General features: G+C 45.0%; 19 protein-coding genes and 1 pseudogene. 5 read left to right on the forward strand and 15 right to left on the reverse strand.

Going from position 1 to position 13,588, the window contains the following annotated elements; all coding sequences use genetic code 11:
* Positions 1-264: 264 nt before the first annotated feature.
* The gene (locus A4U59_RS01515) at positions 265-960 is read right to left on the reverse strand and encodes a Crp/Fnr family transcriptional regulator (RefSeq protein WP_083270594.1); all 696 of its coding nucleotides are present in this window, start codon (positions 958-960) and stop codon (positions 265-267) included.
* 225 nt (positions 961-1,185) lie between these two features.
* Between A4U59_RS01515 and A4U59_RS22305 the strand changes: the two genes are divergently transcribed.
* Positions 1,186-1,308, forward strand: coding sequence for a hypothetical protein (locus tag A4U59_RS22305; RefSeq protein WP_281183300.1), 123 nt, complete (start codon positions 1,186-1,188; stop codon positions 1,306-1,308).
* A 76-nt stretch (positions 1,309-1,384) separates the two neighbouring features.
* Here A4U59_RS22305 and A4U59_RS01520 read toward each other — a convergent pair whose 3' ends face one another.
* From A4U59_RS01520 to A4U59_RS01540, 5 genes are all read right to left on the reverse strand, one after another.
* The gene (locus A4U59_RS01520) at positions 1,385-2,080 is read right to left on the reverse strand and encodes a Crp/Fnr family transcriptional regulator (RefSeq protein ID WP_070119531.1); all 696 of its coding nucleotides are present in this window, start codon (positions 2,078-2,080) and stop codon (positions 1,385-1,387) included.
* A gap of 260 nt (positions 2,081-2,340) precedes the next feature.
* Complete coding sequence (locus A4U59_RS01525) at positions 2,341-2,910, reverse strand: manganese catalase family protein (RefSeq protein ID WP_070119532.1); 570 nt, start codon at positions 2,908-2,910, stop codon at positions 2,341-2,343.
* A 154-nt stretch (positions 2,911-3,064) separates the two neighbouring features.
* Positions 3,065-3,328: a spore coat protein CotJB gene (locus A4U59_RS01530; protein ID WP_070119533.1), complete on the reverse strand. Its 264-nt coding sequence runs from the start codon at positions 3,326-3,328 to the stop codon at positions 3,065-3,067.
* Positions 3,328-3,558: a spore coat associated protein CotJA gene (locus A4U59_RS01535; protein WP_070119534.1), complete on the reverse strand. Its 231-nt coding sequence runs from the start codon at positions 3,556-3,558 to the stop codon at positions 3,328-3,330. The genes A4U59_RS01530 and A4U59_RS01535 overlap by 1 nt, the downstream gene beginning before the upstream one ends.
* Positions 3,559-3,699: 141 nt before the next feature.
* Positions 3,700-5,028 (reverse strand): FMN-binding glutamate synthase family protein, encoded by a 1,329-nt coding sequence (locus tag A4U59_RS01540; protein ID WP_070119535.1) that lies wholly within the window; start codon positions 5,026-5,028, stop codon positions 3,700-3,702.
* 281 nt (positions 5,029-5,309) lie between these two features.
* Between A4U59_RS01540 and A4U59_RS21205 the strand changes: the two genes are divergently transcribed.
* Entirely contained in the window at positions 5,310-5,480 is a 171-nt protein-coding gene (locus A4U59_RS21205; RefSeq protein WP_157888111.1) for a hypothetical protein, read from the forward strand.
* Positions 5,481-5,882: 402 nt separating this feature from the next.
* Here A4U59_RS21205 and A4U59_RS01545 read toward each other — a convergent pair whose 3' ends face one another.
* From A4U59_RS01545 to zupT, 6 genes are all read right to left on the reverse strand, one after another.
* Positions 5,883-6,194 carry an ArsR/SmtB family transcription factor gene (locus A4U59_RS01545; RefSeq protein ID WP_070119536.1) on the reverse strand — a complete coding sequence of 104 codons (312 nt, stop codon included), beginning with the start codon at positions 6,192-6,194 and terminating at the stop codon, positions 5,883-5,885.
* A gap of 38 nt (positions 6,195-6,232) precedes the next feature.
* Positions 6,233-7,141, reverse strand: coding sequence for a cation diffusion facilitator family transporter (locus A4U59_RS01550; protein WP_070119537.1), 909 nt, complete (start codon positions 7,139-7,141; stop codon positions 6,233-6,235).
* Between the two features lie 198 nt (positions 7,142-7,339).
* The gene (locus A4U59_RS01555; RefSeq protein WP_070119538.1) at positions 7,340-8,386 is read right to left on the reverse strand and encodes an HD-GYP domain-containing protein; all 1,047 of its coding nucleotides are present in this window, start codon (positions 8,384-8,386) and stop codon (positions 7,340-7,342) included.
* A 142-nt stretch (positions 8,387-8,528) separates the two neighbouring features.
* Positions 8,529-8,783: an alpha/beta-type small acid-soluble spore protein gene (locus A4U59_RS01560; RefSeq protein ID WP_070119539.1), complete on the reverse strand. Its 255-nt coding sequence runs from the start codon at positions 8,781-8,783 to the stop codon at positions 8,529-8,531.
* Complete coding sequence (locus A4U59_RS01565; protein ID WP_070119540.1) at positions 8,783-9,004, reverse strand: YozQ family protein; 222 nt, start codon at positions 9,002-9,004, stop codon at positions 8,783-8,785. Before A4U59_RS01565 ends, A4U59_RS01560 begins: the two co-directional genes overlap by 1 nt.
* A 142-nt stretch (positions 9,005-9,146) precedes the next feature.
* Complete coding sequence (gene zupT, locus A4U59_RS01570; protein WP_070119541.1) at positions 9,147-9,956, reverse strand: zinc transporter ZupT; 810 nt, start codon at positions 9,954-9,956, stop codon at positions 9,147-9,149.
* 352 nt (positions 9,957-10,308) lie between these two features.
* On the opposite strand from zupT, the pseudogene A4U59_RS22530 reads away from it, so the two are divergent.
* Positions 10,309-10,491 (forward strand): annotated as a pseudogene (locus A4U59_RS22530) (DUF6944 family repetitive protein); the annotation flags it as partial.
* Positions 10,492-10,561: 70 nt separating this feature from the next.
* Positions 10,562-10,696 carry a hypothetical protein gene (locus tag A4U59_RS22535; protein ID WP_425388866.1) on the forward strand — a complete coding sequence of 45 codons (135 nt, stop codon included), beginning with the start codon at positions 10,562-10,564 and terminating at the stop codon, positions 10,694-10,696.
* A 250-nt stretch (positions 10,697-10,946) separates the two neighbouring features.
* On the opposite strand, the gene A4U59_RS01580 is transcribed toward A4U59_RS22535, so the two are convergent.
* Positions 10,947-11,846: a YitT family protein gene (locus tag A4U59_RS01580; RefSeq protein WP_070119543.1), complete on the reverse strand. Its 900-nt coding sequence runs from the start codon at positions 11,844-11,846 to the stop codon at positions 10,947-10,949.
* A 425-nt stretch (positions 11,847-12,271) separates the two neighbouring features.
* Between A4U59_RS01580 and A4U59_RS01585 the strand changes: the two genes are divergently transcribed.
* A complete protein-coding gene (locus tag A4U59_RS01585) occupies positions 12,272-12,850 on the forward strand; it encodes a class I SAM-dependent methyltransferase (protein ID WP_070119567.1) in 579 nt (192 codons plus the stop codon).
* A 56-nt stretch (positions 12,851-12,906) separates the two neighbouring features.
* Here the strand turns inward: A4U59_RS01585 and A4U59_RS01590 are convergent, their stop codons facing one another.
* Positions 12,907-13,164, reverse strand: coding sequence for a hypothetical protein (locus A4U59_RS01590; protein WP_169823890.1), 258 nt, complete (start codon positions 13,162-13,164; stop codon positions 12,907-12,909).
* A 33-nt stretch (positions 13,165-13,197) separates the two neighbouring features.
* Positions 13,198-13,554 carry a VOC family protein gene (locus tag A4U59_RS01595; protein ID WP_083270595.1) on the reverse strand — a complete coding sequence of 119 codons (357 nt, stop codon included), beginning with the start codon at positions 13,552-13,554 and terminating at the stop codon, positions 13,198-13,200.
* Between the last annotated feature and the right edge of the window lie 34 nt (positions 13,555-13,588).

Below are 13,588 nucleotides of genomic sequence, written 5' to 3' on the forward strand. Positions count from 1 at the left end.
GGCTCTATTCCCCCATCTACATTCAAGGGGGTGACATTTCAAGCCTGCGATGTGCTGAATAATTTTACTTGCTCATAATTTCACATTAATATTCTGCACAATCTGTTTTCTACCTTATCTACGTTGTTATTCTATCGTGCAGCCAACACACATTTTGTGATATTACTCACATTACTGCCTCTTATTTGTGAATTTTTTACGTAGGGGAAGTCACATTTTATTTGACCCATTTTTCTGCGGCATGAAAAAACGCCATCCAGTTTCCTAGATGACGCAATTTTGAACGCCGCACTGATTACAGCCGAGCAATTCTTTTAGATATTCCATATCATGTATCGTAATCGACTTATGCTCCGCTGTTATGAGCCCCTCGCTTTTCCATATATTCAAAAACCTGTTCACCGTTTCCCGGGTGCTGCCAATATGCATCGCCAGCTCATAGTTTGTCGGCACATTTTCAATCACGTAGCCATCGTCAATCTGGTCCCCGTACATGTTGACAAGCCTGATCAAAATGGAAGCAAGCGCTCCGCCAGATTGATACATCAAATAATCTTTGAGCTTGGAGCTGCTGGCCTCCAGGCTTTCTGCCGCCCAGCGGATAAATTCCAGCGCAATAGCTCCGTTATTGACCAGCAACCCTTCCATATGGGCCTTATCCATAAAATAAATCTCGCAGTCTTCTTCCGTCCGTGCGGAACAGGAATACGTATTACCGCTGAATATGCCGATTTCTCCGAATGCATCTTCCTCCTGCCTGATGAAAATCGTGATCTCCCGGCCGTCATCAATCTGCTTATGGACGCGAATCTTTCCTTTCTTAATAAAAAAGATCTTCTTGGCAACTTCGTTTTCAGTAAAAATGAATGTACCCCGGACTGCAAAAAAAGGCGTGCATTGGTTAAGAATAAATTCCCTGTCAGTAGGCTTCAATCTTTTCAGCAAAGGCATCCTGGCCATTCGGTTTCTCTCCCCCACTTAATTTCTAAGCAGATGACACTCCTGGATGTAAACGTTTTCTTAATTATCATAATCTTTTATGCTGAAAAGCTCAACAATTAACAAATGGGCTTTTATATCGGACTGTGATTTTGGGGTACATAGGGAAGGGACCACGAGGCATTCGCTGAAAATGCAATTGAACTTTCTTCGTGAGTTGAGAATTCAAGGAGGTCTTGCGGGACCATGGACCAGACAACGCTCCGCAGCGAGGAGGCTAATAAGGAAGCCGGCGGAAAGGAGATTGAGTCCCTTGTCAACAGAAGATTCATCTGGCTAAAAACAGGTCAAACCGCTAATAAGCTTTAATGTGATTTTTTTACGACGTACTCTAATAAAATAATTTTTATGGCAGCCTGATAATAAAAAAGCATCACCCAGTTTCCTAGATGACGCAGTTTTGGACACCGCACTTATCGCATTTCAGCATGTCGCGGAAATAGTCCATGTCTTTAATGGTGATGATCTTGCGGTCCACCTCGAGGATGCCTTCCTGGCGCCACCCGTTAATGAAGCGGTTGACCGTTTCGCGGCTGCTGCCGATATGGGAGGCAATGTCATAGTTTGTGATCGGTTCATCAATGACGATGCTGCCGTCTTCAATTTCTTTGCCATACATATTTGTGAGGCGGATCAGGACGGACGCCACGGCTCCGCGGGTCTGATGCATCATATAATCCTTAAGCTTGGAACCGCTGGTTTCCAGACTCTCAGCAGCCCAGCGCAGAAATTCAAGAGTAATGGCTCCGTTATTTGCCAGGATACTCTCAATTTTATCTTCATCGATGCAATAAAGCTCCCCATTCGTTTCCGCATGGGCCGAACATGAATAAGTAGGACCGCTGAAAGGACCGATTTCTCCAAATCCGTCATCAGCTCCTCTCAGAAACACGGTGACCTCTTTACCGTCATCAATTTGTTTATGGACGCGGAACGTTCCTTCTTTTATAAAAAAGATTTTCTCTGCTTTATCGCCTTCCATAAAAACAAATGATCCTTTTTTGATCGGAACAAGTGTTGAGTTTGCAATAATCAATTCACGGTCAGCAGGAGTGAGTCTTTGAAGTAAAGGTGTCTTCATAATACTGATCCCCTCCAAAAAATGAAATCATCTATAAAAAAGTAAGTATCGAATCCTTTTTTTACTATTTTCTATTATAAAACGTTTTCCACTGCCGCTAAGGTAAAAAGTGTGACCATTTTAGTAACATTGTTCAAATGTGTAAAAACCCCCTCTGCCGGGTGTGCAGAGGGGGAGATAGAGTTTGCGGTGCCTGTCACCCGTCGTTTTTTGTCGACAATCGACAAGTGACAGGCACCTTGCCCTGGCACCTTGCCCCGTTAAAATACTTTCTTCCTGTCACGCTCTTCTTTCAGGATTTCCACTGCTTCGCGGAAGCGCTGGGAGTGGATGATTTCCCGTTCACGCAAGAATTTCAGACTGTCGTTGATGTCAGGATCATCGGATAGGTTGATGAGCCATTGATATGTTGCCCTCGCTTTTTCTTCAGCAGCGATATCCTCATAGAGATCGGCAATCGGGTCGCCTTTTGACTGGATATATGTCGCTTCAAACGGTTGGCCGCCAGTATTATGGTAGAAAAGGGAAATTCCGTGATTCGTATAGTGGCCTTCGAGACCGGCTTCTTTGATTTGCTCCGGTGTCGCATCCTTAGTTAACTTCTGCACCATTGCAGCAATCATTTCAAGGTGTGCAAACTCTTCTGTTCCGATATCTGTCAAAAGGCCTACCACTTTATCCGGAATCGAATAGCGCTGATTTAAGTATCTAAGTGCGGCCGCAAGTTCGCCGTCAGCACCGCCGTACTGCTCAATTAAGTATTTTGCAAGCTTCGGGTTGCACTGGCTTACTTTAACCGGGTATTGCAGCTTTTTTTCATATGTCCACATGAAGAAGCCTCCTTAATGGGTTGTTGATTTACAGCTTCAAAACGATACAGGCCGGTTTAGCCGTACACCATGCTAGTCCTGTATACTGGAAAAAGTTGTCCTATCGGATTGCCTGCTGCCGGCCTTGAAGGCCGCCAGTAGGCAGCACGGCCTTTTAGACCTGCCACGGCCAAGGACCTGTACTCCACTGCCAGATCGTTTCCTTACTGTTCTTTTGTGAAATTGAAAGCGGGCCGTATTCTTCTTCCACGGCAACTTTAGCATCCTTCCGCTTATCAGCCAGTTCGTTATATTGTTTAATCGCTTCTGCATCATCTGGATGTGTGTCTAAATAAAGGGTAAGTTCCATCATCGCGAAGTCAATCGCCTGCAGCTTTTTCAGATTGTCTTTAAAGTCCTTCGAAAGCTCCTTATGCATCACTTTTTCTCCTTTCCATCAGCTTTTTCAAAAGGGCTGGTGTATTCACTGTAAAGGGCTGGCCATAACGTTCCTTTTTGGAGCGCTTCCTCAATTGAAAACTGTTCCAATCCAGAGGCCTGAACTCCCATATACAGATGCGGCGGAGTTTCATATGTCTTTTCCTTCCTTGGCGGGCACGGATCCTCCGGGTTTACATACGGTTTCCATGTTTTGCGGTCAGTTGACATTGCTTTTTCCCTCCTTTAGACATACTCACAGTCTCGCTTCCCTTCCTTATGCCGTCGTAAACAGTAAACGACTTGAAATATTGTGAAAATTCAATGAAGAAGACCATGCCCGATTGAGCATGGTCTTTCCACTTCGTATATTTAAACATTCGGTTCTCCGACATATCCGACACCTAGCACTCTCGCTAACTCCGGATCAACCGATACAAGGTCTTCCCTCGTTATCTCAGAAAGCCTGGTTCTACCAAGGGCATATACCGGTTTTTTCATATCCTCCAGACATGATTTCAGGAATTTCGATAAATTCAAGGCACTCTGGTCGATATCAAGTTCATCTGCCATCTTACCGCCGCTAATGACCAACTGCGGAGGATTGTAAAACGGCAGCGGTTTTTCTACCTGTGTTTTTGCCATGGCCATGAGTGCGATCGAGCCGATATATACGGCATCAGCACCGAGGGCAAGCGCTTTCGAGAAAACGGCCGGCCCTTTCATGCCGCCTGCCGCAATAATTTGATACTTATCCCGCAATCCCTGTTTCTCAAGATAATGGACGGCCCTGCTTATCCCGTAAATCGTCGGTATTCCGATCGTATCCTGCAGCATCGACGAGGCGTGGCCAGTTCCTCCTTCAGCTCCGTCGATTACGATGAAATCCGCTTCTGTCCTGGTTATGACCTCCAGTTCCTTTTCGATGTTATGTGTGGCAGCGATTTTCACACCCACAGGCACATCGTAGTTCTCCTTGTGCCTGTTGATGAATTCCACCGCGTCATCAGCGCTGTTCACACCTTCCAGACGGGAGTGATACTGCATATCCTCTCCTTCTTCAAGGCGCCATGTTTCCCTGAGGTTTTCATCGATTGATGCCGATTTCATCTTTTCCGGCACATTTCCGCCGTGGGCTCCCTGGCCAAAGCGCAATTCAATCGCATCCAATTGGGAAAGATCCTCTTCCGTCATCAACCTGTTCCGGCTTACCTGGCCGATGAGGTAATCTGCCGCCTGTCTTTCCTCATCAGGAAGCGCAGACTCACCCGTATTTGATGCTGTACCGGCAAGGGATGCACCTTTCGCCAGTGCCACCTTTGCCTGCGGGCTCAAGGAACCTCCATAGCTCATTGCCGTGATCATAATCGGAGTCTTCAGCTTCAGCGGCCGCTTCGCCCTCGGGCCAATTGTAACCGTTGTATCAATTTCAACGTCTTCAGTTGTCGGCATCTGATGCAGCTGCACAGAATTCATATAAAGATAGTCCCAATGTGAATGATTGATCGGGCTTCCAAGCGGACGGTGAATCGATTTCCCGCTGTTTGCCCTTATTGTCGCTTCCAGCATAGGGGCAATTCCAAGCTTCTGTGAAGTTGTCCATAATTCAAGCAGGCTCTCATGATAATTGTCGGTCGTCATCTTTTCAATGACTTCATCACTCGTATGCTCAAGCATCTTCTTCAACATCGCATCCAGCATCCATGTTCACCCTTTCCGAATTTTTCTGCCTATCATATTTCTATAGACTGAACAGAGGACCGCTAAACTTCCGTAATTATTTATCCCTGAAATCATCTTCGCCATTACCTTAATTAGAATATCAACGCAAAAGCATGCTGTTGGTTATTACATGGTTTTAATCGGATTAGTCTTCCGTTGGAAAGGGTATTACAGCCGCTTTTAACAGATATACCCAAAATGTTTTATTAAAATAGTACAGGGAATATGAAACAAAAGACTCATTAAAGGGAGAGGACAGCATGAGTTTGAAAAAATACCTGGTTATTATACCCCTTAGTTTTGGTCTTGCTTTAACAGGCTGCTCCGATGATATAGATGTACCCGATGGTGAACCGCTTAACGATGCGGAAAAAGATGAAGATAGGCCGAATGAAAAACTTCATGATGAAAATGACAAAAAAAATGATTAACCGTCAGTTACCAATAAAATGGCTCAGTAGAATATTCTTAATATAATTGGTTCAATCCAACAAAAATTATTGTTTACTAAAGCATTTTTGGAAAAAGGACAAGTAGAGAACCAGAACAAAGGGGAGGCATGTAAATAAGAAAAAATGAATGAAGATGAATCTGCGGATTAACAAGCAATCGGTTAAGGTGCTGATCAAGGGGAAGGAAGGAAGGATCCTATGGAAACGACCCGGTTGAAGTAAAAGACATAGATATCTTCGATGAAGATGAAGTCAATCTTCATGTCGAACCGGGTTCAAAAGTAAATGACGATAACAACGAAGAAGGAAAATGGAAGAGTCGCCGCAGCAATTAAAACAAGCGGCACGGCACAGGAGCCGGCCGCTTTTTATTGCAGCACTTCAGTGATGAAGCGTATGTTCAATCGTTTCGATGAGGGTATTCATGACATGGCTGTCGTCACAGGAATAATAAAGGGTTGTGCCCGCCCGTCTGTATTTCACGAGCCGCAGACTTTTTAAAAGCCTGAGCTGATGGGAAACGGTCGATTGTTTCAGGTCAAGCCTTTCTGAAATCTCATTCACAGAAACCTCCTGCTGTGCCAGCAGGTACAAAATTTTCAGCCTGGTTGGATCTCCAAGCGCTTTGAATATTTGTGAGACCTCACTTACGATTTCTTCCGACAGTTCAGTCGGAAGGTCCACATTTTCCATACTTGCAACCTCCTTTCTTCTCTCTTTGTTTTCGTCTGTCAATTGCAGCAGTCTTCTTCATGCATGCTGCCGATATCTTTTCCTTCCACCTGGATAGTTGTGTGGTTGATATGGTAATCAGCGGCAAGCAGTTCTTCAGCCTCTTTGAGAATTCTATCTCGATCTGCATCTCGTTCAACGATCAAATGGCCTGTAAATGGGTGGAAATCTGATGTGATAGACCAGATATGCAAATCATGGACTTCACTCACCCCGGTAATATTAAGAAGTTTTTGCCTCACTTCTTTATAATCGACATGCGGTGGGTTGCCTTCCATCAGCACATGAAATGAATCCCTGGTAACACGCCAGCCGCTGACTAGAATTAGACCCGCAACGAGGACACTTGCAATCGGATCGGCAATATTCCAGTTGAAAAACAGAATAAGCAAGCCGGCTGCCACCGCACCTACAGATCCGAGAAGATCGCCGAGCACATGCAAAAACGCACTGCGCATATTCAAGTTTTCACTGGTATCCCCCTTCATCAGCACCCATGCGACAAGGAGGTTGACCGCAAGCCCAATCGCACCAATGATCAGCATGCCTGAACTCACTTCCGGAGGTTCCGTAAACCTATGAAAGGCTTCCCAGAAAATATAAATGGAAATAATCAGTAATGTCATGCCGTTCAGAAATGCAGCCAGTATTTCGAATCGTTTATAGCCGTAGGTTTTGGCAGCACTCGCTCCTCTTTCCCCAATTTTGAAAGCAACCAGGCTCAACCCTAGTGCAGCGGCATCACTCAGCATGTGCCCTGCATCTGATAGGAGGGCAAGGCTGTTGGTCAAAATTCCGCCAATCACTTCCACAATCATAAATCCTGTTATGATCACAAAACTGAATAGCAGCGCTTTTTTATTAGCATTATGGGAATGATCGTGAGCGTGATTGTGTGAATGTCCCATCATACCTCTCCTTTATTTCAATATATGATTATATATTCATATATTAGGACCAAAGTTCCTGTCCTGTCAAACTTTTTCCCGGTTGAATCAAATTGATAACCTTGTGTTAGTATCATCCGCGGCCAAACTGAAAAAGACCCGTTGGATGCAAGCCCTTATAAAAAACACAGACATATTTATTTTATGCCGGACATCACATCAAGAAGTCTGCAGATGCTGGTTATCGTCAGCCAATATTGTGATGTGATTATTTTTTCTTAAATCAATGACAGAGCCATTCTCCAGCAAAACAAGCGGCTGATGCGGCTCATTATAGTTAATGAAAATAACCTCTCCCCTGCTTCCATTCGTCAGATTCACACTTTTTCTCAAATACTGACGCATGAGATAGCGGGCAAACGGCACAGTTATTGCGGGATTCAATCTTCCTTCATACGTATCCGCCATCATTTCCTGTATGGCCTTAACCGGAGAGCCTTTCCGCTGATAATGCCGTTCTGTCGTAATAGCATCATAAGTGTCAGCAACCGAGACAATCTGGACGAGATAAGGGATTTTATCCCCTCTCACTCCGGCAGGATATCCGCTGCCGTCGAGCCGCTCATGATGCAAAAGGGCACTATACAGCACGTCCTCCCGCTTTTCCCCCATCTTTTGAAGCAGGTTAAACCCTTCAATCGTATGCATCTTCATCTGCTTCCATTCTGTTTGTGAAAGTGTGCCTTCCTTGCCGACGATACCGCCAAGAGCAAGCTTTCCAAGATCATGGTGAATACCCATTTCCACAAGAAGCGCAAGCGAATAAACAGGGAGCTGTAAAATCTTTCCGATGATCGAGGCGATAATGCCTACGTTCAGCGAATGCTTATATGTATAATTGTCCGATTGCTCGATCAGTGAAAAAAGAGGCTGCGTATGCTCTGTTTTCAACAGCTGCTCGATCAATGGCATATAGCTGTCCTTCACTTCGTGGATCGGAGGAATTTCCCCTTCCGAAAGCCTTTGAAACTGGCGTTTTATATCATCCAGGCTTTGCTGGTACATCCGGCTGAGCTTTTCTGAAGCAAGCTGCTTCCTGGTTCCCGCTTTAATCATTTGCCTGCCTGCTCTCTGTTTCAGCAGTTCAATATGGGTCTGAGTCAGCTCTACTCCCCTGCCGAGCAATAAAGAACCGTTCTCCAGAAAAATATCTTCCCCCAACTCTTTTCCTACAAGGCCACTGGAAATTTCGACATTCTCATACATAAGCTAACCATCCCACCTGAAAATTTAGGGTTTTATGCCTATATTATACAGGTAATGACAGAAAGGCTTCGATGAATATTTTTCGACAGCATTCGCATTCCCTCCCAAAACAAAGAGACATACTGTCGTATGTCCCTCCGCTTCACTGCCTTTTTTTCAGTTGTTCTTCCGCCTTTTTAACCATTTCACGGACCATCCCGCCGCCGATTCCCCCGCCGATCCGGCCGGCATCCTTCGCTTTGATATTGCCATTATACCCACGGTTGAGCGGAATCCCCTGCTCCCTGGCGACTTCATACTTTGCCTCTTCAGAAGATGACGACCGGCTGACTTTCGCCTTCAGCAAATCAAGATCTTTCCGGGCTTCCGGCACTAAAATTTTATTCCTCCTGCCCATCAGCCAAGATCATCCCCGTCATGTGAAATCAACTCGCCGTTTTCATCCACAACATCGATTTTTCCGTCCGTCGAACCTTCCACAAGCGTATCCGACACCTGTTCATGAGTGACAGCAAGTCCCCGCTCTGTTTCTTCACTGCTTTTGTAATCCGCTGGCTCATACGTCTTTTCCGCAACTTTCTCCGCACGCTGAGAGGCAGGTTTTTTCGGTTTTTTCATTTTGAGTGACCTCCTTTGTAGTTGTGTTTGTAGTGTTTGTTGTTTTGGTGAGAAAATTCTTTTCGAAAATAAATTGTGCTGTCATTTATCTTTTTTCCATCAAAAAACCGCCCCCCACAAATCCGGGAAGCGGCTCCTCCACTCAAATAAACAATAGCAAACTCAACGCCATCACAGCCATTCCGGCAATCAGTCCGTAGATGGATGTATGGGCCTCGTCGTATTTTTTCGCTGCCGGCAGGAGTTCGTCGAGTGAGATGAACACCATGATTCCGGCAACAGCGGCGAAGATGACGCCGAACATGATGTCGTTCAGAAATGGCATCAGAATCAAGTATGCGACCAGCGCACCGACTGGTTCAGATAAGCCGGACAGAAATGAAAGGGTGAAGGCTTTCTTCTTATCGCCGGTAGCGAAGTACACAGGAACGGATACGGCAATGCCTTCCGGAATATTGTGGATGGCAATCGCTGCGGCGATGGCTATGCCAAGGCCCGGGTCCTGCAATGCTGAAGTGAACGTTGCGATGCCTTCCGGGAAATTGTGGATAGCGATTGCCAGGGCTGTAAATGTTCCCATTTTCAACAGTGCGGGATCTTTAACATGTTGTCCCGGCCGTTTCATGTCTTCCACTTTCTTCAATTCATGGGGATTCGATTGTTTTGGAATGAACTTATCGATTAACGCGATTAAAAGCATACCTCCGAAGAATCCGCCGACAGTTACCCAATTCCCCATTTCAACTCCCATTGCTGAGATAAGAGCGTCCTTCGCCTTCACGAAAATCTCGACCATGGAAACATAAATCATGACACCTGCTGAAAATCCCAGGGCCAGTGATAAAAATTTCGTGTTCGTTTCGGAAGTGAAAAAGGCTAGCACACTCCCGATACCTGTTGCAAGGCCGGCCATTAAGGTTAATCCAAAAGCTAATAACAGATTTTCAGCCATCTTCTACTCCTCCAGTTTAAACATTTTTTCTGTCCTCCAAAGAGGGCCGAATATATAGGTAAACGTATGTCGTTTCTCTACACATAATATGCATCACCATAAAAAAGTTTCCTTAATGAAACATTTTACACCACGGAAAACTTTTTCGTCAATTCAGCTGACTGTCCTTCTTCTCGTGGCGTTAGCCCACTTCAACATTTATCCTATTCAGCTGAAATAAAGGATGTTAAAACGGGCAAGGAAACAAACAACGACTTTCATACCTCGAAATCCCCACACGCGATGCCAGAGGACTGTATAAAATAAATGAGGAGAGAAAAGGCAGGTGAAGCGAACGGAAAATAACGAATTAATGGACCTCTTCGGTTCAATTGTCCAGGCAATTGGAACAACGCTTTCTAAAGGCGGAAATATCGTACAGGCAACCGGGAACTCAACCGCCTTCACAGGCATTCTCGTGGACGAAGAAGGGGAAAGAGGGATCGATATAATCATAAAAGGAGATTTGCTTCAGGCCCTGGGAAGCGGAGTTGTATTCGCCGATACCGACTGCCGAAGTTCATTTCAGGCTTTACGGAAATCTGCTTCAATCCATCGGAAACTCCATGCAGTCCTTAGGCGGCAAGACCAATCGCAGAGTGGGCGAAGGGAAAAACATCTTAACAGCTGGGAGTTGGATCCAGGCATTCGGATCGATCATTGCTGCAATTGGAAAACGAAATAGCTATGTTAAGCATTAAAGTGTTTTTAGCCTTGCTTTAAGGACAAGCCTCAGAATCAATTCCCTTTCCAGATACGCTGCAGCAAACCTTACCGTATCCGTATCTTGCTGTATGGCTGCATTACCTGGAAATAGCAACTTCGAAGAAAACACCGTAAATCACTTTCGATAGACGCCGCTAATACCTATATCACAAACCACCAAAAAAGCCTTTCCCATTACAGGAAAAGCTTTCTTCGGGATGACGGACAAAGAACAGCATACCTTTATTAATGAATCGCCTTTTTCTTGAATCGCCCGCCCTGCACTTCGGCAATATCAGCGACAGCCAAAAAAGCGGATGTGTCAATTTCTTCCACAATACTTTTCAGCTTGGCTTCTTCAAGGCGGGAAATGACGCAAAATACGACTTTTTTGTCATCGCCGGTATAGGCGCCTTCGCCTTTCAAATACGTAACTCCGCGGCCTAAACGGGCCATCACGGCTTCCCCGATTTCATCAGGGTACTCACTTATGATCCAGACAGATTTCGACTGGAACCCTTCGATGACAACATCGATTACTTGAAAGGTAATCGCATATGCCAGGACAGAGTACATGGCCCGATCCCATCCAAAGACGAAACCGCCCCAGCCAAAAATAAAGACGTTGAAGAACATGATGAATTCACCGACGGAAAATGGAAATTTTTTATCCAGCAAAATCGCTAAAATCTCCGTTCCGTCAAGGGAACCGCCGAAGCGGATCACCAGCCCGACACCGGCTCCGAGGACAACTCCCCCGAAAACAGTCGCCAGGAGAATATCTTCCGTGAATGCCGGCACATGGTGCAAGTAGTAGGTTGATAGCGATAAAACTGTAATGCCACCCACAGTGGAGATGGCAAACGTTTTACCGATTTGTTTGTACCCGACAAAGAAAAAAGGAATATTTAAAAGGAACAGGAACAGTCCAAGCCTGACTCCTGTTAAATGTGAAAGAATGATGGATATGCCGACGATACCGCCATCCATGATCAAATTCGGGACGAGGAACACTTCAATCCCGACCGCCATTAAAATCGCACCCAATATAATAAAGAACGTCCGCTTTGCGATTCTCCCCTTTGTGAGCTTCTGGTGCTGCGGAACATTCTGTTTAAGCTGCTCCTGGATAGACTGGTCTGTCACGCTGAAGATCCCCCTTGTTATGATGTAGATGTACGTTTAAATGGAGCACTTGCCTATTAAAATATCAAAAAATAGTTCAAACGAATGCGGCATTAGATCCTGCAACAGTCCGGCTAGGAAGAGACGATGAAGCCAGGCTGAAACATATGCGGAAAAACAAAAAGCAGATGGCACCATCTAAAGCAGCTGTTTTTACGGAGTATGTATATTTATAGATACATTTACCATTATATCACTAATTTTACATGAATCAGATGCATCAGCTTTCCTGTTTAAAGAAGTGCAGCTGTACAACTTCCTTAAAATTTGGTTTATACTATCCCCATACCCTTATACAGCAAAAACTTGCTTTTCTGTTGCTAAAATATGATTAAAGCGGTGAAACAATTTTGAAATGTACCGGTGAGCGAGTCATTCCTGACTTAATGGATCCAATGAACAATCTTTTATTAGAGCATATTGCGAGGTATCAATTTTCGATTTCTTACGCGTACGGGAGAGTTCTCGATATTGCCTCTGGTTCAGGCTACGGGACACAACTTATTGCAAAAGTATGCAAAGGCCAGGTCAGCGAAGTGGTCGGAGCCGATAATTCTGCCGAGGCAGTCGAATATGCGCGGGGCAGGTACTATCATCCGTTGACGAATTTCGTTGAAGCGGATGTCCTTGACAACAGCCTCCGAAAAAAGCTTGGCACTTTTGATACGATTCTCTCTTTCGAAACAATCGAGCATGTTGAGGATGATAAGCTTTTTATGGAAAATATGTACAGCCTACTGAATGATAAGGGAATATTGATTTTATCTACCCCTTTTGGAGAGGGAAAAGGAAAGCCGTGCGGTGAGCCTTTCCATTGCCATCAATTTACCGAAGAAGAATTTTCCGGCCTCTTCAAGGCATTCAGCTCAGTTGAGTTCTTTTACCAGAAAAGTGTATTGATTGAGCCTGTTCCCGGACGCGAAGGAGCGGATTACCCGCTCGGAATTGCGGTTGCGAGGAAATAGAGATTGAAAAGAACATGCAGACAGCATCATTCTCTGCATGTTCCTTTTACAATTGATTATTTTCCATCCCTCACACGGCCTTCTGCCTGCAATCTGACGTATTCATACGCAGCGGCCAAAAGACCAAAGGCTGACAGTATGCTTCCCATAATTAAAAACGCATTAATATACCCTTGAAGTACAGTCTGGAAGACGGCTGGATCAACCCCTCCATGATTCATCACCCAGTTATCTGCCATAACCGCCCCAAGGTTGACACTGAACAATAATAAAAATACTCCTGCTGTACCTATTAAAATACTTATCCTGATCATGCCATTCACTTTTCACACCATCCCAAATGCCTTCTAGTCAGAAAACTCCACAACTTCAATCTGGTTTCCTGACGGGTCTTCTATGACAAAATACCGGCCGGGCGGACAGGGTTTGGGCTCATCAAAAATAATCACGGCACCTTTTGACTTCAATAGCTCAAAGTCTCTGTCAATATCCGCGGATAAAATCCCGGGCAGCACACTTTGCCTCCGCCCTGTGCTTTCTGGACCCTTTTCCTCCAATACAATCGGCAATTCATTATGTACCAGGCTGATAATCTTATCGCCATAGCGCTTTGAAACCGCAAAATCAAGAACCTCCGTGTAAAACTTAAGTGCTTTCTTCATGTCATTCACATTCACTGTTAGTACACAAACCTTGTTTAACACTGATTTTGCCTCCCTCTGTTTTATGGGGAATGTC

Source organism: Bacillus marinisedimentorum, assembly GCF_001644195.2.
Classification (GTDB): Bacteria; Bacillota; Bacilli; order Bacillales; family Bacillaceae_O; genus Bacillus_BL; species Bacillus_BL marinisedimentorum.

Excerpts from the sequence above, each read along its gene's own strand:
- A4U59_RS01530 (WP_070119533.1), bottom strand. The coding sequence starts at position 3,328 with ATGCATAAGGAGCTTTCGAAGGACTTTAAAGACAATCTGAAAAAGCTG.
- A4U59_RS22535 (WP_425388866.1), top strand. The coding sequence starts at position 10,562 with ATGCAGTCCTTAGGCGGCAAGACCAATCGCAGAGTGGGCGAAGGGAAA.
- A4U59_RS01540 (WP_070119535.1), bottom strand. The coding sequence starts at position 5,028 with ATGCTGGATGCGATGTTGAAGAAGATGCTTGAGCATACGAGTGATGAA.
- A4U59_RS01545 (WP_070119536.1), bottom strand. The coding sequence starts at position 6,194 with ATGGAAAATGTGGACCTTCCGACTGAACTGTCGGAAGAAATCGTAAGT.
- A4U59_RS01525 (WP_070119532.1), bottom strand. The coding sequence starts at position 2,910 with ATGTGGACATATGAAAAAAAGCTGCAATACCCGGTTAAAGTAAGCCAG.
- A4U59_RS21205 (WP_157888111.1), top strand. The coding sequence starts at position 5,310 with ATGAGTTTGAAAAAATACCTGGTTATTATACCCCTTAGTTTTGGTCTT.
- A4U59_RS01585 (WP_070119567.1), top strand. The coding sequence starts at position 12,272 with ATGGATCCAATGAACAATCTTTTATTAGAGCATATTGCGAGGTATCAA.
- A4U59_RS01515 (WP_083270594.1), bottom strand. The coding sequence starts at position 960 with ATGGCCAGGATGCCTTTGCTGAAAAGATTGAAGCCTACTGACAGGGAA.
- A4U59_RS01550 (WP_070119537.1), bottom strand. The coding sequence starts at position 7,141 with ATGGGACATTCACACAATCACGCTCACGATCATTCCCATAATGCTAAT.
- A4U59_RS22305 (WP_281183300.1), top strand. The coding sequence starts at position 1,186 with ATGGACCAGACAACGCTCCGCAGCGAGGAGGCTAATAAGGAAGCCGGC.
- A4U59_RS01560 (WP_070119539.1), bottom strand. The coding sequence starts at position 8,783 with ATGGGCAGGAGGAATAAAATTTTAGTGCCGGAAGCCCGGAAAGATCTT.
- A4U59_RS01520 (WP_070119531.1), bottom strand. The coding sequence starts at position 2,080 with ATGAAGACACCTTTACTTCAAAGACTCACTCCTGCTGACCGTGAATTG.
- zupT (WP_070119541.1), bottom strand. The coding sequence starts at position 9,956 with ATGGCTGAAAATCTGTTATTAGCTTTTGGATTAACCTTAATGGCCGGC.
- A4U59_RS01565 (WP_070119540.1), bottom strand. The coding sequence starts at position 9,004 with ATGAAAAAACCGAAAAAACCTGCCTCTCAGCGTGCGGAGAAAGTTGCG.
- A4U59_RS01555 (WP_070119538.1), bottom strand. The coding sequence starts at position 8,386 with ATGTATGAGAATGTCGAAATTTCCAGTGGCCTTGTAGGAAAAGAGTTG.
- A4U59_RS01535 (WP_070119534.1), bottom strand. The coding sequence starts at position 3,558 with ATGTCAACTGACCGCAAAACATGGAAACCGTATGTAAACCCGGAGGAT.
- A4U59_RS01590 (WP_169823890.1), bottom strand. The coding sequence starts at position 13,164 with ATGATCAGGATAAGTATTTTAATAGGTACAGCAGGAGTATTTTTATTA.